The sequence below is a fragment of the Tolypothrix sp. PCC 7712 genome, from assembly GCF_025860405.1.
GTDB lineage: Bacteria > Cyanobacteriota > Cyanobacteriia > Cyanobacteriales > Nostocaceae > Aulosira > Aulosira diplosiphon.
In genome coordinates, this window is the sequence record NZ_CP063785.1 from 7,648,275 (window position 1) to 7,671,223 (window position 22,949).

The following is a 22,949-nucleotide window of genomic DNA, read 5'->3' on the forward strand; positions in this document are numbered from 1 at the left end:
TTACCCAGCACAGGACTTTAATATCCAGCCTATGATAACGCCCATTCCACCAAAGCGGACGGCTTGCCAGAAAGGTTTCTTGAAGCTACGCCAAGAAAATAATTGGCTTTCTAGGTTGAGTTCTAGCGCTTCCAACTGCTGTTTAATTTGCCGTAACTCTGCTTTAATTTCTGGGGCAGGATTTTTATTTTGCTGCAATTCTTGGCGACGCTGTTGCCATTGTGCCTTTTGTTCGCGATCGCTTTGCACTTGATTGTATCGTTCCTTAAGAGAGAAAAGCGATCGCTCTACTTCTTGCAGTTCTTGTTCAAAATCGGCTTCGGAATTTCCCTCGGTTGAAGAATTAGAAAACTGTTTAGGCGGCTTCATTTTGCAGTAGTAAATTATGATTAAATGTGAGTCTGCCAATAGTCAATAGCTAAAATTGAGACTATAGACTAACTCAGCACTTATCATTTAGTACTCAGTATTTAGAGTTATGTCTCAACCTACCCAGCTGCCTAAAACCAGTCAACTGAATGAATTTAGCACTCTGGAACTAGCCCAAGCTCTCATGGAGAGACTCAGCATTTCTCCTAATGATTGGCATCGCCTCAAGTCTAACCGCAATTCCCGCGCTCGTGAACAGGCCGCCGCCGCTCTGGTGTTTCTACTGAAGGATCAGCCACAAGAAGCACTCGCCCGATTGGAACAGGCTACTGGTTGGTTAGATCGTTCTATTTCTGCTCCCCCTTGTCCGACTCATGGGGATAAGGGGAAGGGGACTGGGGAGTAGGGGCTGGGGACTGGGGACTGGGAACTGGGGACTGAGAAAAAGGAGAATTAATAAATTTAGACTCTTGACTTTGAACTCTAAACTCTTTACAAATACCCAATCTCCAATAACTAATCCCCGATCCCCGATCCCCAATCCCTAGTATCACCGCCGCAGAGATAGGCGGGGGCGCGGGGTTTCTAGCTGTTTACAAAGCCTTAATTCTGTGCCCTTACGGTTCCACTCTACTTGATCGAAGATTTGATGTAGTAGACATAAACCTCGACCACTTTCTGCTTCATCTGGAGGGAGATAGTCAATGGGATCGGGATCGCAATCAGAATCAGATTCAGATTCAGATGATGGACTAAAACCGTTACCTTGATCTGATATAATCCACCAATATTGATTATCTATCAAGGAAAAACGTACTAAGACTGTTTTACTAGGGTCTAGGTTATTACCATGTTTTGCCGCGTTGACTAAGGCCTCTTGGAGTCCTAGCCTCAGTTCTGCTTGCATTCTTTCTGGAATTTCTGCCAAGAGTAAATCTAAGATTGGACACAGATAGAGAGTTGAGGCAAAACTAATAGTGCCCCAATAACGTCCAACTGGACGGAGCGAGATGGTAATCACAAGAGAAACCCCATAGCTTTCAGTTAGCTAGACATCAGTTTGCTATCACAGGCACCCTGATAAATATTGAGGTGGTCATGCTGCCTTCAAACTTGCGTCTTTAAAACTAAATTTTGAAAATGCTAGGGAGCATTGACTCTATTTATGAATTAGAGATTGTTTAATACATAAAACGGCTTGGAGTTATATCCAAAGGCAGTCAGGCACTAAAAAAATGCTAATAATTAAAAGTAGCATTTTTGTGTTATGTCTGTTGGCCGATTTGGCATTTAACAATCCGATTCATAATTTAATTGAGCCTATGCAACTTCAGTTTTTTAAAAAAATCAATCTATTTTTAGCTTAATTCAATTTTAGCATTTTTACTATGCAATAGACTACAAATTTGAAATTTGAGTTTTTGTCAAGGTGGCAGTACCCCCGTATTATTGTGATAACGCAAGAAATGCGGCAGCTTCCACATGAGCAGTTTGCGGAAAAAAATCAGCAGGTTGTACCCGTGTGAGCGTATATAGCCCATCTTGGCAGAGCAGCTTCAAGTCTCGAGCCAAGGTAGCTACTTTACAGCTGACGTAAACGATTCTTTGTGGTTTCGTTTGCCGTAAAGATTCGATGACAGCGCGATCGCAACCTTTGCGAGGCGGATCGAGTAATACCACATCTGGGACGCTTTCCATCTGTGGCAGCAATTTTTCTACTGCCCCGGTTTGGAAGGTGACATTATTAATTCCATTACGTTGGGCGTTCAAAATTGCTTGCTGTACTGCCTCTGCCTGTACTTCTAGCCCGGTAGCTTGCTGTACTTGTTTCGCCAAAGGCAAGGTCAAAGTTCCAATTCCACAGTAGGCATCCACCAACACCTCATACCCTTGTAGATTCAGTTCTGACTGAATTACTTCTAAAAGTGCCTCTGCTGTTTCAGTATAAACCTGAAAAAACGTATCGGGTAGTACCTGGAATTCCAATCCTGCAAATTTTTCGCGCAAGTATGGCATACCAGCAATGCAGCGAGTCTCACTACCAAAGATGGCGTTAGTGCGATCGCGATTGCGATTTAACGATACACCTACTAACTGCGGATAGCGTTGCACCCATTCCTGTGCTTGGGTTTCAATACCTGGTAAATGCCAATCTTTAACAACTAGAGTTAATAAAATTTCCCCAGTGCGCCGCCCAATGCGTAAACCTAGATGGCGGATTTGCCCTTGATGACGACGTTCATCATAAATTTGCCAACCCCGCTTTTGAATATCCAACTTCACCTCAGCAAGTATGGGATTTAATCGCGAGTCTTGCACTGGGCATTGATTCAAGTTAATTAATTGGTGGCTAGCTTTTTGGTAGTAACCAGTTTGTACCTGCCCTGTAGAAGATTTCCCGACTGGATATGTAGCTTTGTTACGATAACCCAAAGGAGAAACTGGTACAAGTACAGGATCTACAGATGGTTGCGTGAAACCACCTATGCGTTCCAAAGCTTGGATGACTTGATTGCGTTTAGCTGTAAGTTGGAATTCATAATTAATATGCTGCCATTGGCAACCACCGCACTTATCAGCCACAAAACAACTTGGTCTTTGACGATGAGGCGATCGTTGCAATAATTCCTGAATTTTGCCGTGGGCGTATTTCGGCTTCACGTGTAACAAGCGCACAACAACGCGATCGCCTGGTACCGAATCGGGGACAAAGACAACGCGATCGTTATATCTGCCAACACCATCACCGGTATCACTCAAATCCGCGATCGTCACTTCAATTAATTCACCCTGTTGCCAATTTGTATTAGTCATTTGTTATTAGTCATTTGTCATTTGTCATTTGGGGTTTGGTAATTGGTAATAGGAGGAATTTTTAATTTATTTTTTCCCCCTGCTCCCTGCCGCCTGCTTTTTCCAAATCCCCAATCCCTAGTCCCCAATCCCTAGTCCCCAATCCCTAATCATTTCAATTCAATACATCGCTGCGTATAACCCTTCACTTGTGTACCTCCAACTCGTTAAACTAGCAAATAATATTTCGCGTGATTGCAATAATCATGACTGTAATTAGCCAAGTTATTCTCCAAGCCGACGATGAACTGCGTTATCCCAGCAGTGGCGAACTGAAAAGCATCCAAGCTTTTATGCAAACTGGTGTAAAGCGCACCAGGATTGCCAGTACTCTAGCTGAAAACGAAAAAAAGATAGTTCAGGAAGCAACCAAACAATTATGGCAGAAGCGTCCTGACTTTATTTCTCCTGGTGGCAACGCTTACGGCGAACGTCAGCGTTCTCTATGTATCCGTGACTTTGGTTGGTATTTACGCCTGATTACCTACGGCGTACTTGCTGGCGACAAAGAGCCAATCGAAAAAATTGGTTTGATTGGTGTAAGGGAAATGTACAATTCACTTGGTGTTCCCGTACCTGGAATGGTAGAAGCGATCGCTTCCCTCAAAAAAGCTGCCCTTGACTTATTGAGTGCAGAAGACGCTGCGGAAGCATCACCCTACTTTGATTACATTATTCAGGCTATGTCTTGATACAAATTGTGTACTGGTTCGAGTAGTGGATTTGCGTCTACTACAGCGAGTGCTGACATTGAGCACTCAAAATCGATAACATTCCTAATTTGATCATACTCTCCCCACAACTGGTTGTGGCCTTGGCAAGCTAATGTCAAGTTATCAACCGTTTGTGGGGAACTTTTATGGGTGGGGACTGGGGACTGGGGACTGGGGAAGCAGAGGAAGCAGAGGAAGCAGAGGAAGCAGGGGAGAAATAATCTATTACCAATTACCAATTACCAATTACCAATTACCAATTACCAATTACCAATTACCAATTACCAATTACCAATTACCCCATGCCCAAATAACAAAAAGCCGACAGCCCTTAATATAAAGACTGTCGGCAAGTATTGTGTTCCCTATTAATGACTCGGCTAGAGTTCAGTTATAAGGAAGTATGCCAGGTTGACCTGTGTACGGGGAGGATCTTAATCATGGGCACTAGTGATTGTTGTCACTGGATGGTTAGTACCTAACTGTATCTGCTCCAGGACTTTCTGACTTAGCCAGAAAAGTGCACATTATAGCATTAGGAACTGTAACTTAAGTTACAAAGTCTAGTTATTATGTTGTAAAACTAATGTTGTTAAGGACAATGACTCTTAAACTTGTGAATTTGATTACGGGGGCAATTCTGCTGGTAACAACCTTAGGTTGCGCCACATCAGCGCAGAATCAACTCTCCTCAGGGAATAGCGTTACACCTGCACCCACTGCTATCCAAACCAGTTATAACTCAAAAGCCAATAGACCAGCCACTAAAACCGCTACTATTAGCATTGAAGGAGAAAAAACTCCTATTACCCTCAGACTGTATAACCAATACAGCGATTTATTTAGTACCTACTTTCCTGAAAAAGATTTTGTAGCGGAAGGTAATAGTTCTGGTGAAGGAACTGGAGTTAGGTTTATTGCTAATTTTGGAGGGAGTAAAAACGATAATGCATATATCCATGTTGCCTTTTTAAATGATTTAAAAACTATCAATCAGTTAAGAAGTTTTATAAATGGCAAAAATGGTTTAATTGCATCTAATGGCTGGCGGGCTGTTAGCCGCAGTCAAAAAGTTTCCTATTCTTGGGCAAAAGAAAAGATAGTTTTTAGTAAAGGTAAAGATATTGTGGGTGATGTTTACCTTGGTCAGCAAAATGGGAAAGTTTTTTATGTTATTCTCCAGTTTCCAGTAGCATATGGCGACGGATTTACACCAAGAGCTGACTTGATTTTACAGAATCTCGAGGTAGCTCGTTAAGGGACTTCCAACTAAAAAATATACTATCGCTTTTTTGGCAAAGGGGCAGGGAGTAGGGGGGATAAAGAAAATATTTTCTCTCGGAAATTGGATAATTTAATTTCTGGAAGTCCCTAATACTAAATGCAGCAGACTTAGATTTAATTATGATAGGTGATTACTGAGAATTTGGTCACCAGTGGAATACATAAAAATTCCCCGATTCGCCATCAGCAGCAAACTCAACGGTAAATTCTAGAGATATTTATAGCTGATAAATCTCTTGCTGGATAGTAGATGTAGAGTTCATCTTCTTTTAAAATCTCCCTAATTTAAGCCAAACAATTGCTAAAGAGAGATTAAGAGGCAGTAAGATTGTGAATCAACTGAAAGCTTACACCTTAGCTTAGACCAGATTTTTAGCAGTAGCGATCAATTGTTAGTTAATACTCCTATCAGCTTTCAGCGGACAGTAGAAGTCCCAGAGTCTTCGCTTTTAGCTGGATTAGCGATCGCGGGTGCTGGCTTATTATTTCTGCGCCACAAAAAGCAAGTGGGAGTGTTGGTTAAATCAGAGAATAGTGAACAACTGTGAAAGAATTAAGGGTGCTTAAGCACCCTAGGGAAAATCTCTAAAATCAGCTATAGAAACAATATGGCTGCGAAGCCACTCAGTAAATTCATTTCTTCCTAACTGTCCGGCTGCTACTTGCAAAATTACCTGTTCTTGTTCATCCACTGTGGCGTTAATCTCAAAACCATTCAAAATCAAGAAAACTTCCATTGCAGCGTGACCGATGCGTTTATTATTAAACTCAGCAAGACTGTCACCAATCCTGCTGGTCTTCAAAACCGTACTTGAGACTTTCACCTCATACGGCTCCTCAATGACTTGACCCAAGTCGTGGGTACTTCTCACTACCACATCACATTTATTTCTGTATCGCTCTTAGGTTGATTATAAGAGTTGTCAGTGGCAGTTTTAACGTCGTGACAATGCCTATGTAATGCTTGCAGATTGTCGTATACATCCTTTCCACCTTGCGATTTAGGAATGATATGGTCAATCTCGATTAGGTCATCTTCTCTAAAGTACAATCCGCAATGAGAGCATTTCCCCTTTTGCTTTTTAAGTAGTATTGCTACTCTTTTAGGTACTAAGGGATTTTCGCCCTTTCTTGAACTCCAATATTTTAAGTTCCCATCGAACGGTGAGGCATCACCTTTTACTTTTACGTGTCTCACAATTTCTTTTTGTGAGTGTTTGAATAGCCTCATTGTGATTTCTCCGTTCTTTGTTGCTGCGAATACCCAGTTATCGCCACCTACTGTATGCCAATATTTCTTGGTTACCCATACATTAGACTTGTCAGGGTGACGACGTTTTCCCCAGCGTTTCAGCTTCTGATATATTAGATGACTTAGCTTTGAGAATATCTCTTTACTCACTGATGTTGAGTAATAGTTAACCCATCCCCTGATTACAGGGTTAAGTTTACTTATTAGTGTTTCTTGTGCAGCATTTTTGTGATTATCGATTATTCTTGCTATGTCATCGTAGTGTTTCTTTACTGATTTTACACTAGGCTTGATGAGTGTTTTATACCCTAACTTTTTACCGTTCGATAATTTTCCAGAGTCATTCTTTCCCACTTTGTATTGTTTCACATTGAAACCGAGGAAATTAAATCCTACTTCTTGCGAGGCGAATATCTCTGAGCTTTTGAAAGTCGAAACTATACGGGTTTTGTTAGGGTTTAATTCCAGTCCCATTTCTGCTAACCACGTTTTTACTATTTCTTTGAGTACTATTATTTGAGTTTTATTGGGGGCAAGAATCACAAAATCGTCTGCATATCTAATTAGGGATATACTGTTCTGATTCTTCACCTTTCCTCCTCTCTGGCTGGCTGCAAACTCCTTTACTAGCTTTTCTAGCCCATGTAAGGCAATATTGGCTAATAGTGGAGATATTACACCGCCTTGTGGCGTTCCCTCAGTAGTTTCTGAGAAATGACCATTGTCTAGTACTCCTGCTTTCAACCATGCTTTTATTTGCCTCCTCATGGTCGGGAATGTGTTAATTTTGGTCAATAGTTTTTCGTGGTTTATTTTATCGAAGCATTTTGAAATATCAGCATCTAATACCCATTTGTTTGAGTATCTGATACTATTAAATATTGCTTCTCTTGCATCATGGGCATTGCGTCCGGGTCTGAAACCGTAACTATTGGGCTCAAATTTTGCCTCCCATTCTGGTTCTAATGCCAGTTTGACAAGCGATTGAGTTGCTCTATCTTGCATTGTGGGTATTCCTAGTGGTCGTTTTTCAACGTTTCCGGGTTTTGGAATCCATACTCTACGAGTTGCTTTTACCTTATGGTTAAGCTTCATATTCATTACCAAAGTGAGTCTGGCTGATGGTTTAAGGGATTTTACACCGTCAATACCTGCTGCCTTCTTTCCTTGGTTATCTTGGGTGACTTTTCTTACTGCAAGAGCTTTTCCAGACCAAGACCTCATCAGGGTTTTTTGGAGTTTGCGGACTGCCTTAGTATCACCACGTTGAGAAGCTTGGTATATTCTTTTCTGAAGCTTGTATACGCTACGTTCTAACTTTCGCCAGGGTATCGTATTCCATTCCGCCGTAGTCTTTAAACTCGTATTAGACATATATACTTCCTAATCAGACCAATCCTTTCAAATCATTGTGAGTACGTCAGCATATTTCAATCATTACAATTAAACATTTGCTTCTTACTCAATCTCTCCACGTTATTACATCCGGTTAGCACCTACTCAGATACTCGACCATCTGAGAGTAAATAACGGGTTACTTCGTTCCGAATAACAATGCTATGTATCTTTAGAGTGACACTATTCACCGGGTTTATTGGGAGTGCATACTGGTCAAGGTAAAATTTGCCAGTCCTTTATCCTTTACCTTTTGGTTGTAGCGATTCAGCCTGATTGCGCTACTGTTTTATCACGATGATTCAGACGTGTCTTTAAGCCTTGGCTTTACTCATGGATACTTTGCTTGGTGATTACCACATTAGGCTTGCAGTATTTCCACCTTTTATCCCCGCTTTACCGATTGATGGCTAGTCTCTACAGTAGGGGATATGCTTTCACTCCAGCACTTGGAGGGTAGGTTTTGCACCTACATTGTTATTCAGTTATCAAAAGATTCTCATGAATCTTAAGCGGCTAATCCTCCTTAAGCCCTATTGGGATTGGTTTCTAGCCAACGAATCGCACTCCATCTATGAAAGGATGATTCTTAATCAGTGAAAAACTTAGTGCTGAAGCCTTTTCAACGATGGTTGAATAAAGTTCCTCTCCACCAAAGGTCATTTTTGGTTGCGCTAAAGCTGATTCCAAAGCGCCAAGGTTAGCAATACCAGCAGAACCACCAGACTGCTCAATGATGCGATTATAAAGTGCTAATACCTCTTGCAAAGTCAGATAGCGCATTATGCTAGACGCTTGTACAGTTCAGCATTTTTATTGAGTACGTAGTCCATTGCATCTGGAAATGATGTTTCTGGCTGATTGAGCAATTCTTCAACACCTATTAACACCAATTCTTCTATTGATATTCCCAGACGAGTAGCTCTTTGTTGCAACTTCAGCAAATGCTCATCTGGAATTTGGATTGTAATGGTATTCATAGTAGGCTCAAAAGCTTGCAGTTAATACAACTCTAGCACTAGCAATGCTGTGGAATTCTGTAATAGAAGCGATCGCCTGGAAAATGAACTTGACAATTACTTTATCTGTAACGCGATTAGGTAAGAAACCGATAGAATAATTCTCTGTCCTTTTGGTGCATTAGTTACATGACTGCCCAATCCTCTGCTCCCTTTTCACCCCAAGAAATCGCCGCTGAAGGTTTGAAACCAGAAGAATACGAAGAAATTGTCCGACGGTTAGGGCGACATCCCAACAAAGCTGAACTAGGAATGTTTGGGGTAATGTGGTCAGAGCATTGTTGTTATAAAAATTCCCGGCCTTTACTCAAACAGTTTCCCACAACAGGCCCCCGAATTCTGGTTGGGCCTGGTGAAAATGCTGGTGTTGTAGATTTAGGCGACGGATTACAACTTGCTTTTAAGATTGAATCTCATAATCACCCCTCAGCAGTTGAACCCTTCCAAGGTGCGGCAACGGGAGTCGGAGGTATCCTGAGAGATATCTTTACGATGGGTGCGCGTCCCATAGCTTTGTTGAATTCCTTGCGCTTTGGTTCCCTAGAGGATGGTAAAACTCAAAGGCTGTTCCAAGGTGTTGTAGCTGGGATTAGCCACTATGGTAATTGCTTGGTTGGTAATGAAACATTTATCTGGCGCGATCGCAATGGTGTCAATTTCGACAAAATTGGCAACTTTGTCGAATCGCGGTTGCGTGGAAATGTTACCACTCTAGAATTAGATGATGCGATTGCAGTTGAAACTCTTTCTCTAGACCCTGATACTCATGCTAGTTGTTGGCAGCGTGTACGGCGGATTTTCAAGAGACGCACTCAAACTCTGGTAACTATTCGTACAAATCTGGGTCGTACTCTCACGGTGACACCAGATCATCCCATGTTGGTGCAGTCAAAGGGTCAATGGGATATCTGTACTGCCCAATCTTTAAAAGTAGGTGATGAAATCCCCATTCTTACTGCTTTACCAGAAAGCGATCGCGCCGAAGAAATTCTCCCATTAGATTTAATATCTACTTTGAATCCAGAAGATGGGACTGGTAAAGATGTATATGTGGAACTCCCCGCAACTTGGCAACCGACAGCAGAAATTCGTACAGCTTTGCGATTACTCGAACCTTCTGCGGTTAATCGTCATCAGTACTTGAAAGATGGTAGGTTGCCCCTAGGATATTTTCTCGCTTTAGAATCCGTACTCAAAATATCCCGGAGCGAAGTCCGCCTGTTCCGTCGTGGCAAAGCCAATTATATGCGGGCGGTTATCACCCCTGATGCAGGTTTTGCACGATTACTGGGCTATTACCTCTCAGAAGGATGTGTCTCTCAAAATGGCAATACCTATAAGATTATTTTTACTTTCGCTCTCCATGAAAGTGAATATATCGAAGATGTTGTCAGCGCTTTAAAAGATTTGGGATTACGCCCATGTGTGGAAAAACGGTCTTCAACAATCGCCGTTTATGCTACTTCTTGGCTGTTTGGGCATATCTTGAAAAATGTTTGGCAGTGTGGTGCTGGTGCCAGCAATAAAGCTTTTCCCAGTTTTGTGTTCACATGGCCAAGTCATTTACAACGTGAAGCCCTCAAGGGTTTACTTAGAGGCGATGGTTCCCTAACTACAAAAACTCATGGCAGTCATGCCAAAATATCGTTTGCGACAACTAGCCACAAGTTGTTTGAGCAAACTCTGATGCTAATTCAAAATCAAGGGGCAATTCCTTACATTTATCAACGACCAGCATCAGTAGGAGAGATAGAAGGGCGCAAGCATACAAGATTACCATTATGGCAGTTAGAAGTTACCAACTTTGCTGGACTAACCGCTTTAGCTAATGTATTTTCTCAAGCAAGAACGGCAGAACTAGCTACTGCTTTGGCACGGTATGACGGAACAAAATATTCTTTCCCACGTTTCCGTCAACCTGCAAATACCTTAGCAGTGGTCAAAATTACCAGTATAGAAACCAAAAACGTTGATGAATGCAATGTCTACGATGTAGAAGTAGATAATACTCATCTTTTCGTTACGACTTCTGGTATTATCACCCACAATTGCGTTGGAGTTCCCACTGTTGGTGGTGAAGTTTACTTTGACCCTGCTTATTCTGGCAATCCCTTAGTAAATGTCATGGCTTTGGGATTGATGGAAACTCCAGAAATCGTCAAATCTGGGGCTTCTGGGATTGGTAACCCTGTGCTGTATGTCGGTTCCACCACCGGACGCGATGGTATGGGAGGCGCAAGTTTTGCTAGTGCAGAATTGAGTGATGAATCTTTAGATGACCGTCCGGCTGTGCAAGTTGGCGACCCATTTTTAGAAAAATCATTAATTGAAGCCTGTTTAGAAGCATTTAAGACAGGTGCGGTTGTCGCCGCCCAAGATATGGGTGCTGCAGGTATTACCTGTTCCACATCAGAGATGGCTGCTAAAGGCGGTGTCGGTATTGAACTCGATTTAGATAAAATTCCGGTGCGGGAATTGGGGATGGTTCCCTATGAATATCTGCTTTCGGAATCGCAAGAACGGATGCTGTTTGTTGCCCACAAGGGAAGAGAACAAGAGTTAATTGATATTTTTCACCGTTGGGGACTCCAGGCTGTTGTCGCTGGGAATGTGATTGCGGAACCAATTGTACGGATTCTATTTGAGGGTGGAATCGCAGCCGAAATTCCGGCTGATGCTTTAGCAGAAAACACTCCCCTTTATCATCGGGAATTGTTGGCGGAACCTCCAGAATATGCGCGCCAAGCTTGGGAATGGCAGGCTGATTCGTTACCTCCTTGCAATACTACTGGGATTGAAATTCAAGGAAGTCTGCAAAGTTGGAATGATATTCTGTTAACTTTGCTGGATACTCCCACCATTGCTTCTAAAAGCTGGGTATATCGTCAGTATGACCATCAGGTGCAGAATAATACGGTGATTTTCCCTGGTGGTGCTGATGCGGCTGTGGTGCGCTTACGTCCTTTAGAACCCCCTGGAAAAACAGGAAGTAAGACAGGTGTCGCCGCAACAGTAGATTGCAATCCGCGTTATGTTTATCTTGACCCTTACGAAGGTGCTAAGGCTGTGGTGGCTGAAGCTGCACGCAATCTTAGCTGTGTGGGTGCTGAACCCTTAGCTGTGACAGATAACTTAAATTTTGGTAGCCCAGAAAAACCCATAGGATACTGGCAATTAGCAGAAGCTTGTCGCGGTTTAGCTGAAGGTTGTCGGGAATTGGCTACTCCTGTAACTGGTGGGAATGTTTCTCTTTATAATGAAACCCTGGATTCTCAAGGAAATCCCCAGCCGATTTATCCGACTCCGGTTGTCGGGATGGTGGGATTAATTCCCGATATCAGCAAAATTTGTGGTCAAGCTTGGCAAGCTGCAGGTGATGCGATTTATCTTTTAGGGTCACTGCCACAATCTAATGATAATTTAGGTGCTTCCGAATATTTAGTCGCAATTCACAATACTATCGCTGGTAAACCGCCCAAGGTGGATTTTGAATCGGAACGTCGGATTCAGAAAGTTTGTCGTGAGGGGATTCGTGCAGGCTGGATACGTTCAGCCCATGATTGTGCTGAGGGCGGATTAGCTGTGGCTTTAGCCGAATCTTGTATTGCTGGTAACTTGGGGGCGCAAATCACTTTAGAATTACCAGCCAATAACTCCACAAGGTGGGATACATTGCTATTTGGCGAAGGTGGTGGACAAATTTTAGTGTCCGTGGGTTCAGAACAACAGGAAATTTGGGAATCCTATTTACAGGAACATCTCAATCAACAATGGCAAAAACTGGGCATAGTGGTTAATTCAGAGATGGGTTTGGGGGTCTTAACCTCTGATAACCAAACCTTAATAAAAGGTAGTATCAACGATATGACAAATCGCTATTCCCAAGCGATCGCTAAACGATTAGCAGTTCATATTACTACCCCCAGTTAATTCGTATAATCCCCCCTATGGGAATTATTAGCATCATTTAGCATAATTACGGTACTGTTTTAATGGATGGTTAAAGATTTGTTAAGAAGTCTGCATCTATCCACCCATAGAAATCGGGGATTTTAAATTTTGGATTTGGGATGGTAGAAACTTTGCCGACAAGGTTTCTATCACCTACAAGACTGAGACCAAAAATCTCCCATAATACTATCTCTGCCCATTTGGGATTGCACAATCCCAGTGACTCGACACCACCACCAGGAGCAAAGCTAGCATGATTCCCTACCATCCCGACTCTTTGGATGATTACTCTCAACAATCTGACAACGCCATCAATAGTGATGAAAATCGTCCAGACAAGCCAGAAGAAGCTTGTGGAGTTTTTGGTATCTACGCACCAGGAGAAGACGTTGCGAAACTAACCTACTTTGGATTGTATGCACTCCAACACCGGGGTCAAGAATCTGCTGGCATTGCCACATTTGAGGGTACAAAAGTACACCTGCATAAAGATATGGGCTTGGTGTCTCAAGTCTTTAATGAAACCGTTCTCCAAGAGTTACCGGGTAACCTCGCTGTAGGACACACTCGTTACTCAACTACAGGTTCTAGTCGCAAGGTTAATGCCCAACCTGCTGTAGTCGAGACTAGTTTAGGTTCATTAGCTTTAGCACATAATGGTAATTTAGTCAATACTGTAGAACTGCGCGAACAGTTGCTTAAAAACAAATGCAACTTAGTGACAACGACAGACTCAGAAATGATTGCCTTTGCGATCGCAGAAGAAGTAAATGCTGGGGCAAATTGGCTAGATGCCGCTATTGAAGCTTGTCGTCGTTGCCAAGGAGCTTTTAGTTTAGTAATTGGGACTCCTGATGGCGTGATGGGTGTACGTGATCCTAATGGGATTCGTCCATTAGTCATTGGCATGTTAGCTGGTGAGCCAGACCGTTATGTCTTAGCTTCCGAAACTTGTGGCTTAGATATTATTGGCGCAGAATACGTGCGAGATGTTCAACCAGGGGAATTAGTTTGGATTAACGAAGAAGGTTTAACTTCCATTCAATGGCAACAACAGACCCAACGTAAATTATGCATCTTTGAAATGATTTACTTTGCTCGTCCTGATAGCCTCATGCATGACGAGACTTTGTACAGTTACCGGATGCGTTTAGGACGGCGACTCGCCGCAGAATCTCTGGTTGAGGCTGATTTAGTGTTTGGGGTTCCTGATTCTGGCATACCAGCAGCCATTGGATTTTCCCAAGCTTCTGGCATTGCCTATGGTGAAGGCTTGATTAAAAATCGCTACGTAGGACGCACTTTTATTCAGCCCACTCAATCCATGCGCGAGTCTGGTTTGCGGATGAAACTCAACCCACTCAAAGATGTGCTAGTAGGCAAACGCGTGGTGATTGTAGATGATTCCATTGTGCGCGGAACCACCAGCCGGAAATTAGTTAAAACTCTGAGGGAAGCTGGTGCTACAGAAGTACATATGCGAATTTCCTCTCCGCCAGTAACTCATCCTTGCTTTTATGGCATTGATACCGACACCCAGGATCAGTTAATTGCTGCTACCAAGTCAGTAGAAGAAATTGCCAAGCAATTGGAAGTAGATACCCTCGCTTATCTCAGTTGGGAGGGAATGCTAGAAACCACCAGAGAAGACACCAATAGTTTCTGTTCTGCTTGCTTTACAGGCGATTACCCCGTTGCTATTCCTGAGCAGGTGAAGCGTTCTAAGTTGATTTTGGAAAAGGTTGTAGTTTAGAGGCTGGGTAATGGGTAATGGGGAAGAGAGAATAAATTACCTTTTCCCTTTTGACCCACCTCCTCAAGCTAAAATTAGGTAAATACCCCACAAGAAATATCTCATGAACCAGCAGACAACTGAGAGAGTTCGCTGGACAACCGCTGATTTGGACTTGTTTCCAGATAACGGGAACCGCTATGAAATTGTTGACGGGGAATTGTTTGTGGCGAGAGCGCCTCACTGGAAGCATCAGAAAACTTGTGTGAGAATTAGCGGGGTTTTGGATAACTGGTCACAAGTTAGTGGTTTAGGAGAAGTTGTCACAGCGCCAGGTATAATTTTTGGCGACAACGATCATGTGATTCCTGATGTTGTCTGGGCTAGCAATGAGAAACTAGCTACTGTGTTAGATGAGGCGGGACATTTGACTGCTGCACCAGAATTGGTGGTAGAGGTGCTATCTGCGGGAATAGAGAATGAAAAGCGAGATAGGGAATTAAAACTCAAGCTCTATTCATCGCGAGGTGTAAGAGAATATTGGATTGTGGATTGGCGGAAGCAACAAATAGAAGTTTATCGCAGAGAACAAGGGATTTTAAAGTTAGCTGTGACTTTATTCCATGATGATGAATTGACATCACCTATATTGCCTGATTTTACTTGTGCGATCGCTCTTTTGTTCAAATGAGAAATTAAACTAGCGATCGCACTATATCTATCTCAAGGCTCTGGTTCTATTCCCAAGGCTCTTAACTGTTCTCCTAATCTTTCACCACGTTGGCGTTCTTTAGTGGCTAGTTCTCCTCCCCATAGTAAGAGTTCGCCTTGTTCATCCCACCAACGCAGCCACAAGCCAGAACGATTTTCGCGCACTCCTTGCCAGATACCTAAAAATAAGTTCATTTCTGCAATCAAGTAACGGTTATTTGCATCTGGCGATCGCAATTGATAACGTCCGGAATCATCTCGTTGATAAACTTCTAATATTCCGGCATCAGGTTCAAAAATGGCATAGTTTGGTATTTGTAAAATTTGCTCATAATAGAACCATTTTCCAGGCGGATAAGTTGGTTTACTGGAATATTCTCCACCTTCCGTATCCGAAATAAACTCCATGACAATTACAGGAATATCGCCTTGGAGCCGTGGAGTATAACTGCGTTTCACCTCAGCACGTGGGACTTTAATAGAGGGTACATATCCCCAATCTGGGGCTTTAACTACGAACTGGCGGTTTAAGGTGGCACAAATGCCATAGTTAGTTATAGTTAAAGCGTTGGCTGGTAATCTCCCTGATATTTCTAAGCTTTCTGTCAGAGCTGCAGCAAGGGCAGGCTGATTAATGTTATCCACTGGCTCATCATCTAAAACAAAATCATCTGGTAATTTTTCCCAGGTAACTTCATAGGTGGCGGCATTGGCGAGCATGGTGATACTGCCTCGTTAGCGCAATCAAATTTAAGTCTATAGTCTCTTTAGCTTCTCTGCAATTTTGCAAAGCGATCGCCCTACATATCCTAATTTACTGCAATTGGCGATACCCCAAAGCTATATTACTCCAGCCAGTTGCCCAAGGTAAAATAAGAGTCTACCTCATCAAAAAGCAGTATGTTAAAAGTCCAGCGTTTACAAATGCAACGCTACGGTGTTGCTATTTTGTCAGTGCTAATGGCGTTGCTATTAGGTTTAATGCTGGAAAAACTGCTACAAATAAAGGTTGCGTCACTTTTTTTTGCGGCTGTAGTCTTTAGTAGTTGGTCTGGTGGGTTCTCTGCTGGTTTAGTGGCTACAGTCTTGGCCATCTTAGCTAATAATTATTTTTTTACACAACCTATATACGTTTTTACACTGAATAATGCTTCTGATGCTTTAGAGCTAATCATATTTAGTTCAGTATCACTATTGATTAGTTCGTTAAATGCAGAATTGCAGGTTGCTAAACAAGCATCGGAAGCCAAGTTAGCAACACTTCAAGTCAGCTATCGTCGCTTGCTAGAGACAGCTAATGAAGGTATCTGGATATTTGACAATCAAGGCAAAACAGAATATGTCAACCAGCGTTTAGCCGAAATGCTAGGCTACGCCATAGAAGAGATGATTGGTCAACCAATTTTCAACTTTGTAGAACATCAAGTTGAAATTGAATTAGACCGCTGGTTAACGCAACAAAGGTACAATCTGCAAGATATTAACCAGCAATTTGACTTGTGTTTATGCTGTAAAGACACATCAGAACTTTGGGCAATTGTTTCCACTAGCCCCATTTTGAATCAGCAGGGTGAATTTTCGAGTGCGATCGCCATGCTCACTGATATCACTAAACGTAAACAAACCGAAGTCGCCCTGCAAGAAAGTCAAGCAGCACTGCAACAAAAGCAAGAAAGGTTAGATTTAGCCCAAGCAGCAGCGAAAAGTGGCAGCTTTGAGTGGAATATTCAAACTAATGTCAATATTTGGTCAAAAGAGTTAGAAGCACTCTACGGTTTAAACCCTGGTGAGTTTGGCGGTAGTTATGAAGAGTGGGCGAGATGGGTTCATCCCGATGATTTAGCTAAAGCCGAAGCAGATTTGATGAATTCGCTGAAAACAGGGGAATTTTTCACTGATTGGCGTGTGGTTTGGAAAGATGGCAGTATTCATTGGATGCACGCCAGAGCGAAGGTATTTTACGATGATGCGGGTCAACCTTTACGCATGGTGGGTATTAATGTTGATATTAGCGAGCGTAAACGTGCAGAATTCGCCCTGCAAAAAAGTGAAGCGATCGCTAAAGCACGAGCGCAAGAACTAGAAACTTTCATGGAAACGGTTCCTGCTGCTGTTTGGATTGCCCACGATCCGCAATGTCATAACATGAGCGTTAACCGAGCGGCTTATGAATTGATGCGGCTACCACCAGGCTCAGTGTTAACTGCAACTCCGGCTGATGGCGAGTTTCCCTTTCAATTCAAAATCCAAAAAAATGGTCAAGACATTCCACCAAACGAATTACCAATGCAATTAGCAGGTCGTATTGGGAAACTAGTTGAGGCAGAATGTGAATTTGTTTTTAGTGATGAAGATGTGCGCTCCGTCTACGGCAAAGCTGTGCCATTGTGGGATGAGTCTGGTTCTATTCGCGGTGTAATTGGCGCATTTTTGGATGTTACAGAACGAAAACAGGTAGAAGATGCATTGCGGGAAAACCAAGAACGTCTAGCTTTAGCGCTGGATGCCGCTAGGATGGGATCTTGGGATTGGGATCTGTTGAGCGATCGCGTGATGTGGACTCCTTACCATGAAATGATTTTTGGCTATGAGCCTGGAAACCCTCATCGAACTTATCAGGATTGGCTGAACCGCATTCATCCAGAGGATCTGCATCGCTTTGAGGTAACAATTAAAACAGCGATGACAAAACGCCAAAACTATGAAGACGAATACCGAGTAGTTTGGGCAGATGGTAGCTTACATTGGGTGTCAGCTTTTGGACGCTTCCAGTACGACCAACAAGGCCAACCGATGCGGATGTTGGGAATGCTGTTTGAAATTAGCGATCGCAAGCAAGCAGAAGCAGCACTCCGCCAAAGGGAATTAATGTTTAGCACATTAGCGGATACAATGCCGCAAATTTTTTGGATTACCCAACCAGATGGCTATCATGAATACTTTAATCAACGCTGGTATGATTACACAGGAAAAACCTTAGAACAAACGCGTGGTGAAGGGTGGCAAACGGTTTTGCATCCCGATGATGTGCAACGCACGAGTGAAGTTTGGCAAGATTCCCTGCGTACTGGCAAAACTTATGAGATTGAGTATCGTTTTTTGCGTACTGATGGCGAATATCGCTGGCATTTAGGGCGAGCATTTCCATTACGTAATCAAGAAGGTCAAATTATTAACTGGTTTGGTTCTTGTACCGATATTCACGACCAAAAGTTGGCAATTGAGGAACGCGCCCAAGCTTTAGCTAGGGAACGTGCGGCGCGCATAGAGCTAGAAAAAGCCAGCCGGATGAAAGATGATTTTCTCGCGATTGTCTCCCATGAATTACGTTCACCACTCAATCCGATTTTAGGTTGGTCAACACTGCTGCTCAACCGCCAATTGAATGCCCAAAAGACAACTCAAGCCCTAGAAATCATCCAGCGCAACGCCAAATTACAAACAAGATTAATTGATGATTTATTAGATGTTTCACGGATTCTCCGTGGCAAACTCAGCCTCAATATCTGTGAAGTTGACTTAGTTGCCATTGTGGAAGCATCTGTAGAAACCGTGCGTTTAGCAGCTGAAGCGAAATCGATTCAAATTCAGACCCAGCTTGACCCCACGGTTGGTAAATTAGAAGGCGATCCTAACCGCTTGCAGCAAGTAGTAGTAAATATACTGACCAATGCTGTGAAATTTACACCAGAAGGAGGTCGCATCTACATCCAACTCCAGCAGCTGGGAACTAATGCCCAAATTCAGGTTACCGACACAGGTAAAGGAATTAGTCCCAACTTTTTGCCCTACGTATTTGAGCGTTTTCGGCAAGCAGATGCAGCAACCACCCGCAAATTTGGCGGTTTAGGCTTAGGGCTAGCAATTGTCCGTCACATAGTGGAACTTCACGATGGTAAGATTCAAGCCAGCAGCCCGGGAGAAGGTTTCGGCTCAACCTTCACTGTCACGCTACCCGTGATGACTCCAGCCTCTCACAGCATTGAAAATCATGAATTGCAAAATCATGGCCCAAATCTTCAGGGTTTGCGAGTAGTTGCCGTAGATGATGATGTTGATAGCCTGGATCTAATCGCCTTTATCTTAGAGCAATATGGCATTGAAGTTACAGCCGTTTCTTCCGCCCGTGAAGCCATCAAAGCGATCGCCCAAATTCAACCAGATTTATTAATCAGTGATATCGCCATGCCAGAAATCGACGGTTATACACTCATCCGTCAAGTCAGAGAAATGGAAGCAGTAAAAGGTGGAAAACTACCTGCGATCGCTCTGACTGCATTTGCTGGCGAAACAAATAATCATAAAATTCTCGCCGCAGGTTTCCAAAACCACATTACTAAGCCTGTTGATCCAGATGAATTAGCAATGGTGATTGAGAAAGAAGTTAAATAATGGGCATGGGGCATGGGGCATGGGGCATGGGGCATAGGTAATGAGTAATGAGTAATGGGTAATGGGTAATGGGTAATGGGTAATAGTAATTTCTCCTCATCTCCCTCATCTCCCTCATCCTCCTCATCCCCCTCATCTCCCCAAGCGGGCGTAAAATTACTACCAAAATAAAACAGTACGCACGTTCTACTATAACTCCAGTAAAGATAGTATTATTAAGGACTGTTTCACGCCTCCCTCACCATCAGCTTGCCGATATGTCAGAGCAAAAGCTAGCCGCATCCTTAAATGGACATCTTCCGCACAAGAGCCACAACAACCAGAATACGATTCGTATTCGGGGTGCTAGGCAGCATAATCTGAAAAATATTGATTTAGAATTACCACGCGATCGCCTGATTGTTTTTACTGGCGTTTCTGGTTCGGGTAAGTCTTCTTTGGCTTTTGATACCATCTTCGCGGAAGGACAACGCCGCTATGTGGAATCTCTCAGCGCCTATGCTCGGCAATTCCTGGGACAATTGGATAAGCCGGATGTGGAGGCGATTGAAGGTTTAAGTCCGGCGATTTCGATTGACCAAAAGTCTACCTCTCATAACCCCCGTTCCACAGTGGGGACGGTGACGGAAATTTACGATTATTTGCGGCTGTTGTTTGGGCGGGCGGGTGAACCCCATTGTCCGATATGCGATCGCTGTATTTCGCCGCAAACCATTGATGAGATGGTAGATCGGATTATGGATTTAAGCGATCGCACTCGCTTTCAAATTCTCGCCCCTGTAGTTAGAGGTAAAAAAGGTACTCACCGCAAACTGTTATCAAGTTTAGCTTCGCAAGGTTTTGTCCGGGTGCGTGTTGATGGTGAAGTCAGAGAATTATCCGATTCCATTGAATTAGACAAGAATTTCACTCACACTATTGAAGTAGTTATCGACCGTTTAATCAAAAAAGATGGCATTCAAGAACGTTTAGTTGATTCACTGTCTACGTGTCTCAAACTATCAGGTGGAATTGCTAATATTGTTATCGGTCATGCTCAAGAACAAAGTACAAATGACCCTGAAGAAGAATTAGTATTTTCCGAGAACTTCGCCTGTCCAGAACATGGGGCAGTAATGGAAGAATTATCACCGCGCTTGTTCTCGTTTAACTCACCTTATGGTGCTTGTCCTAACTGTCATGGAATTGGTAGTTTAAAAAGATTTTCGCCGGATTTAATTATTCCTGATAGCGATGCACCAGTTTATGCTGCTATTGCGCCTTGGTCAGAAAAAGATAATTCTTACTATTTAGAATTGCTCTATGCTTTAGGGCAAGCTCATGGATTTGAATTACAAGTACAGTGGAGTAAATTAACAGCAGAACAGCAACAAATTGTGTTGTATGGAGAAGAAGCAACTACCGCAGCCGAGCGCAAACAGAGCTTCAAAGGTGTAATTCCCATTCTGCAAAGGCAATATGAAGGCGGTTCGGAGTTAATTAAGCAGAAATTAGAAGATTATTTAATCGATCAGCCCTGCGAAGTTTGTCATGGTAAGCGGTTAAAACCGGAAGCTTTATCAGTGCGTTTGGGACAGTACAAAATATTAGATTTAACTGGGGTTTCTATCCGCGATTCTCGCCAGAGAATTGAACAATTAAAATTAAGCGATCGCCAATTTCAAATTGCTGATTTAGTCCTGAGAGAAATTAAAGCCAGATTGCAATTTTTACTGGATGTCGGATTAGATTACCTCACCCTCGACCGTCCCGCCATGACCCTTTCTGGTGGTGAAGCTCAACGTATTCGGCTCGCCACACAAATTGGTTCTGGGTTAACAGGTGTCCTCTACGTTTTAGACGAACCCAGTATAGGTTTACATCAAAGAGATAACGGCAGATTACTCAAAACTTTAACCAAATTACGCGATTTAGGTAATACCTTAATTGTGGTAGAGCATGATGAAGAAACAATTCGTGCAGCGAATCACATTGTTGATATTGGCCCTGGTGCAGGAATTCATGGTGGTCATATTGTCGCCCAAGGTGATTTGCAGGAATTACTAACAGCAGAAGATTCTTTAACAGGTGCTTATTTATCAGGAAGGCGCGTAATTCATACACCAGCCGAACGCCGTGAAGGAAACGGTCGGAGTTTGACAATTAAAAACGCCCATCGCAATAATCTGCGAAATATTGATGTCGAAATTCCTTTGGGTAAACTTGTCGCTGTCACGGGTGTTTCTGGTTCAGGAAAATCAACTTTAATTAATGAATTACTTTACCCAGCATTACAACACCATTTAACAAAGAGAGTTCCTTTACCCAAAGAAATAGAGGAAATTAAAGGATTAAATTCTGTTGATAAAGCCATTGTTATTGACCAATCCCCTATTGGTAGAACCCCACGTTCTAACCCTGCAACTTACACAGGTGTTTTTGATGTCATTCGTGATGTCTTTTCCCAAACAGTAGAAGCCAAAGCGAGAGGTTATAAACCCGGACAATTTTCTTTTAACGTTAAAGGTGGACGTTGCGAAGCTTGTAGCGGACAGGGTGTAAATGTCATAGAAATGAACTTTTTACCTGATGTTTATGTGCAATGTGAAATCTGTAAAGGTGCAAGATATAACCGTGAAACATTGCAGGTGAAGTACAAAGATAAAACCATTTCCGACGTTCTCAACATGACAGTTGAAGAAAGTTTAGACTTTTTTCAAAACATCCCCAAAGCTGTTACCCGCTTACAAACTTTAGTTGATGTTGGCTTAGGTTATGTTCAATTAGGTCAACCAGCTACCACCTTATCTGGTGGCGAAGCACAGCGCGTAAAATTAGCCACAGAATTATCTCGTCGCGCCACAGGTAAGACACTTTATTTAATTGATGAACCTACAACAGGTTTATCTTTTTATGATGTACATAAATTGCTAGATGTATTGCAACGTTTGGTAGACAAAGGCAATTCAATTTTAGTAATTGAACACAATTTAGATGTCATTCGTTGCGCTGACTGGGTAATAGATTTAGGCCCAGATGGTGGCGATAAAGGTGGAGAAGTAATTGCAGTAGGAACACCAGAAGAAGTTGCAGCAAATTCCCGTTCTTACACTGGCGAATATTTGCGTCAGGTATTGCAGCAGTATCCAGCTTTGAAGAAGTAACATTGCGGAGAATAAAGTTCGGATCAAACAAATCGATTGACGTTTAAATCTTGTAGAGACGCGATTAATCGCGTCTCTACAACTTAAGCAACAAACTAAAACAAATGTCTCTTCCCACAGATATAATTTTTTGGG

At 42.7% G+C, this 22,949-nt stretch carries 19 protein-coding genes; 10 read left to right on the top strand and 9 right to left on the bottom strand.

Features of this window, described 5'->3' with window-relative positions; all coding sequences use genetic code 11:
* Complete coding sequence (locus HGR01_RS31050; RefSeq protein ID WP_045868392.1) at positions 1–369, bottom strand: hypothetical protein; 369 nt, start codon at positions 367–369, stop codon at positions 1–3.
* A 109-nt stretch (positions 370–478) separates the two neighbouring features.
* Between HGR01_RS31050 and HGR01_RS31055 the strand changes: the two genes are divergently transcribed.
* Positions 479–775, top strand: coding sequence for a DUF6439 family protein (locus tag HGR01_RS31055; RefSeq protein ID WP_045868391.1), 297 nt, complete (start codon positions 479–481; stop codon positions 773–775).
* A 144-nt stretch (positions 776–919) separates the two neighbouring features.
* Here the strand turns inward: HGR01_RS31055 and HGR01_RS31060 are convergent, their stop codons facing one another.
* Both HGR01_RS31060 and rlmD read right to left on the bottom strand, forming a co-directional pair.
* Positions 920–1,390 (bottom strand): ATP-binding protein, encoded by a 471-nt coding sequence (locus HGR01_RS31060; RefSeq protein ID WP_045868390.1) that lies wholly within the window; start codon positions 1,388–1,390, stop codon positions 920–922.
* 425 nt (positions 1,391–1,815) lie between these two features.
* On the bottom strand, positions 1,816–3,183 hold the full coding sequence (gene rlmD / locus HGR01_RS31065; protein WP_045868389.1) for a 23S rRNA (uracil(1939)-C(5))-methyltransferase RlmD: 1,368 nt from the start codon (positions 3,181–3,183) through the stop codon (positions 1,816–1,818).
* Between the two features lie 245 nt (positions 3,184–3,428).
* On the opposite strand from rlmD, the gene HGR01_RS31070 reads away from it, so the two are divergent.
* The 4 genes from HGR01_RS31070 to HGR01_RS31085 all read left to right on the top strand — a co-directional run bounded on the left by HGR01_RS31070 (position 3,429) and on the right by HGR01_RS31085 (position 5,767).
* Positions 3,429–3,914, top strand: coding sequence for an allophycocyanin alpha-B chain (locus HGR01_RS31070; RefSeq protein WP_045868388.1), 486 nt, complete (start codon positions 3,429–3,431; stop codon positions 3,912–3,914).
* 171 nt (positions 3,915–4,085) lie between these two features.
* Positions 4,086–4,307 carry a hypothetical protein gene (locus tag HGR01_RS31075; RefSeq protein WP_063749811.1) on the top strand — a complete coding sequence of 74 codons (222 nt, stop codon included), beginning with the start codon at positions 4,086–4,088 and terminating at the stop codon, positions 4,305–4,307.
* 229 nt (positions 4,308–4,536) lie between these two features.
* Positions 4,537–5,193 carry a hypothetical protein gene (locus HGR01_RS31080; protein WP_045868386.1) on the top strand — a complete coding sequence of 219 codons (657 nt, stop codon included), beginning with the start codon at positions 4,537–4,539 and terminating at the stop codon, positions 5,191–5,193.
* A 415-nt stretch (positions 5,194–5,608) separates the two neighbouring features.
* Positions 5,609–5,767 carry a PEP-CTERM sorting domain-containing protein gene (locus HGR01_RS31085; RefSeq protein WP_168160930.1) on the top strand — a complete coding sequence of 53 codons (159 nt, stop codon included), beginning with the start codon at positions 5,609–5,611 and terminating at the stop codon, positions 5,765–5,767.
* 24 nt (positions 5,768–5,791) lie between these two features.
* Here the strand turns inward: HGR01_RS31085 and HGR01_RS31090 are convergent, their stop codons facing one another.
* The 4 genes from HGR01_RS31090 to HGR01_RS31105 form a co-directional block, all read right to left on the bottom strand.
* On the bottom strand, positions 5,792–6,097 hold the full coding sequence (locus tag HGR01_RS31090; protein WP_263419970.1) for a hypothetical protein: 306 nt from the start codon (positions 6,095–6,097) through the stop codon (positions 5,792–5,794).
* A complete protein-coding gene (ltrA, locus tag HGR01_RS31095; RefSeq protein ID WP_045868385.1) occupies positions 6,091–7,845 on the bottom strand; it encodes a group II intron reverse transcriptase/maturase in 1,755 nt (584 codons plus the stop codon). The genes HGR01_RS31090 and ltrA overlap by 7 nt, the downstream gene beginning before the upstream one ends.
* Positions 7,846–8,415: 570 nt before the next feature.
* The gene (locus tag HGR01_RS31100; RefSeq protein WP_081583896.1) at positions 8,416–8,649 is read right to left on the bottom strand and encodes a type II toxin-antitoxin system death-on-curing family toxin; all 234 of its coding nucleotides are present in this window, start codon (positions 8,647–8,649) and stop codon (positions 8,416–8,418) included.
* On the bottom strand, positions 8,649–8,846 hold the full coding sequence (locus HGR01_RS31105) for a hypothetical protein (RefSeq protein ID WP_045868384.1): 198 nt from the start codon (positions 8,844–8,846) through the stop codon (positions 8,649–8,651). The genes HGR01_RS31100 and HGR01_RS31105 overlap by 1 nt, the downstream gene beginning before the upstream one ends.
* 168 nt (positions 8,847–9,014) lie before the next feature.
* On the opposite strand from HGR01_RS31105, the gene purL reads away from it, so the two are divergent.
* Positions 9,015–12,815: a phosphoribosylformylglycinamidine synthase subunit PurL gene (gene purL / locus HGR01_RS31115; protein ID WP_045868383.1), complete on the top strand. Its 3,801-nt coding sequence runs from the start codon at positions 9,015–9,017 to the stop codon at positions 12,813–12,815.
* A 70-nt stretch (positions 12,816–12,885) separates the two neighbouring features.
* On the opposite strand, the gene HGR01_RS31120 is transcribed toward purL, so the two are convergent.
* On the bottom strand, positions 12,886–13,104 hold the full coding sequence (locus HGR01_RS31120) for a hypothetical protein (RefSeq protein WP_045868382.1): 219 nt from the start codon (positions 13,102–13,104) through the stop codon (positions 12,886–12,888).
* Here HGR01_RS31120 and purF point away from each other — a divergent pair.
* On the top strand, positions 13,090–14,589 hold the full coding sequence (gene purF / locus HGR01_RS31125; protein WP_045868381.1) for an amidophosphoribosyltransferase: 1,500 nt from the start codon (positions 13,090–13,092) through the stop codon (positions 14,587–14,589). The two genes, HGR01_RS31120 and purF, sit on opposite strands and share 15 nt — an antisense overlap.
* A gap of 103 nt (positions 14,590–14,692) precedes the next feature.
* Positions 14,693–15,259: a Uma2 family endonuclease gene (locus HGR01_RS31130; RefSeq protein WP_045868380.1), complete on the top strand. Its 567-nt coding sequence runs from the start codon at positions 14,693–14,695 to the stop codon at positions 15,257–15,259.
* Positions 15,260–15,291: 32 nt separating this feature from the next.
* Here the strand turns inward: HGR01_RS31130 and HGR01_RS31135 are convergent, their stop codons facing one another.
* Positions 15,292–15,999, bottom strand: a complete 708-nt coding sequence (locus tag HGR01_RS31135; protein ID WP_045868379.1) for a Uma2 family endonuclease — start codon at positions 15,997–15,999, stop codon at positions 15,292–15,294.
* Positions 16,000–16,179: 180 nt separating this feature from the next.
* Here HGR01_RS31135 and HGR01_RS31140 point away from each other — a divergent pair, with 180 nt between their 5' ends.
* Both HGR01_RS31140 and uvrA read left to right on the top strand, forming a co-directional pair.
* Complete coding sequence (locus tag HGR01_RS31140) at positions 16,180–19,671, top strand: PAS domain-containing protein (protein ID WP_045868378.1); 3,492 nt, start codon at positions 16,180–16,182, stop codon at positions 19,669–19,671.
* Between the two features lie 257 nt (positions 19,672–19,928).
* Complete coding sequence (uvrA, locus tag HGR01_RS31145; protein WP_045868377.1) at positions 19,929–22,814, top strand: excinuclease ABC subunit UvrA; 2,886 nt, start codon at positions 19,929–19,931, stop codon at positions 22,812–22,814.
* The last annotated feature ends 135 nt before the right edge of the window (positions 22,815–22,949 follow it).

What these genes read in the sequence shown, in the direction of transcription:
- purL (WP_045868383.1), top strand. Translation starts at nt 9,015, where the DNA reads ATGACTGCCCAATCCTCTGCTCCCTTTTCACCCCAAGAAATCGCCGCT.
- HGR01_RS31055 (WP_045868391.1), top strand. Translation starts at nt 479, where the DNA reads ATGTCTCAACCTACCCAGCTGCCTAAAACCAGTCAACTGAATGAATTT.
- HGR01_RS31080 (WP_045868386.1), top strand. Translation starts at nt 4,537, where the DNA reads ATGACTCTTAAACTTGTGAATTTGATTACGGGGGCAATTCTGCTGGTA.
- HGR01_RS31120 (WP_045868382.1), bottom strand. Translation starts at nt 13,104, where the DNA reads ATGGTAGGGAATCATGCTAGCTTTGCTCCTGGTGGTGGTGTCGAGTCA.
- HGR01_RS31130 (WP_045868380.1), top strand. Translation starts at nt 14,693, where the DNA reads ATGAACCAGCAGACAACTGAGAGAGTTCGCTGGACAACCGCTGATTTG.
- HGR01_RS31140 (WP_045868378.1), top strand. Translation starts at nt 16,180, where the DNA reads ATGTTAAAAGTCCAGCGTTTACAAATGCAACGCTACGGTGTTGCTATT.
- ltrA (WP_045868385.1), bottom strand. Translation starts at nt 7,845, where the DNA reads ATGTCTAATACGAGTTTAAAGACTACGGCGGAATGGAATACGATACCC.
- purF (WP_045868381.1), top strand. Translation starts at nt 13,090, where the DNA reads ATGATTCCCTACCATCCCGACTCTTTGGATGATTACTCTCAACAATCT.
- rlmD (WP_045868389.1), bottom strand. Translation starts at nt 3,183, where the DNA reads ATGACTAATACAAATTGGCAACAGGGTGAATTAATTGAAGTGACGATC.
- HGR01_RS31135 (WP_045868379.1), bottom strand. Translation starts at nt 15,999, where the DNA reads ATGCTCGCCAATGCCGCCACCTATGAAGTTACCTGGGAAAAATTACCA.
- HGR01_RS31105 (WP_045868384.1), bottom strand. Translation starts at nt 8,846, where the DNA reads ATGAATACCATTACAATCCAAATTCCAGATGAGCATTTGCTGAAGTTG.
- HGR01_RS31070 (WP_045868388.1), top strand. Translation starts at nt 3,429, where the DNA reads ATGACTGTAATTAGCCAAGTTATTCTCCAAGCCGACGATGAACTGCGT.
- HGR01_RS31100 (WP_081583896.1), bottom strand. Translation starts at nt 8,649, where the DNA reads ATGCGCTATCTGACTTTGCAAGAGGTATTAGCACTTTATAATCGCATC.
- HGR01_RS31050 (WP_045868392.1), bottom strand. Translation starts at nt 369, where the DNA reads ATGAAGCCGCCTAAACAGTTTTCTAATTCTTCAACCGAGGGAAATTCC.
- uvrA (WP_045868377.1), top strand. Translation starts at nt 19,929, where the DNA reads ATGTCAGAGCAAAAGCTAGCCGCATCCTTAAATGGACATCTTCCGCAC.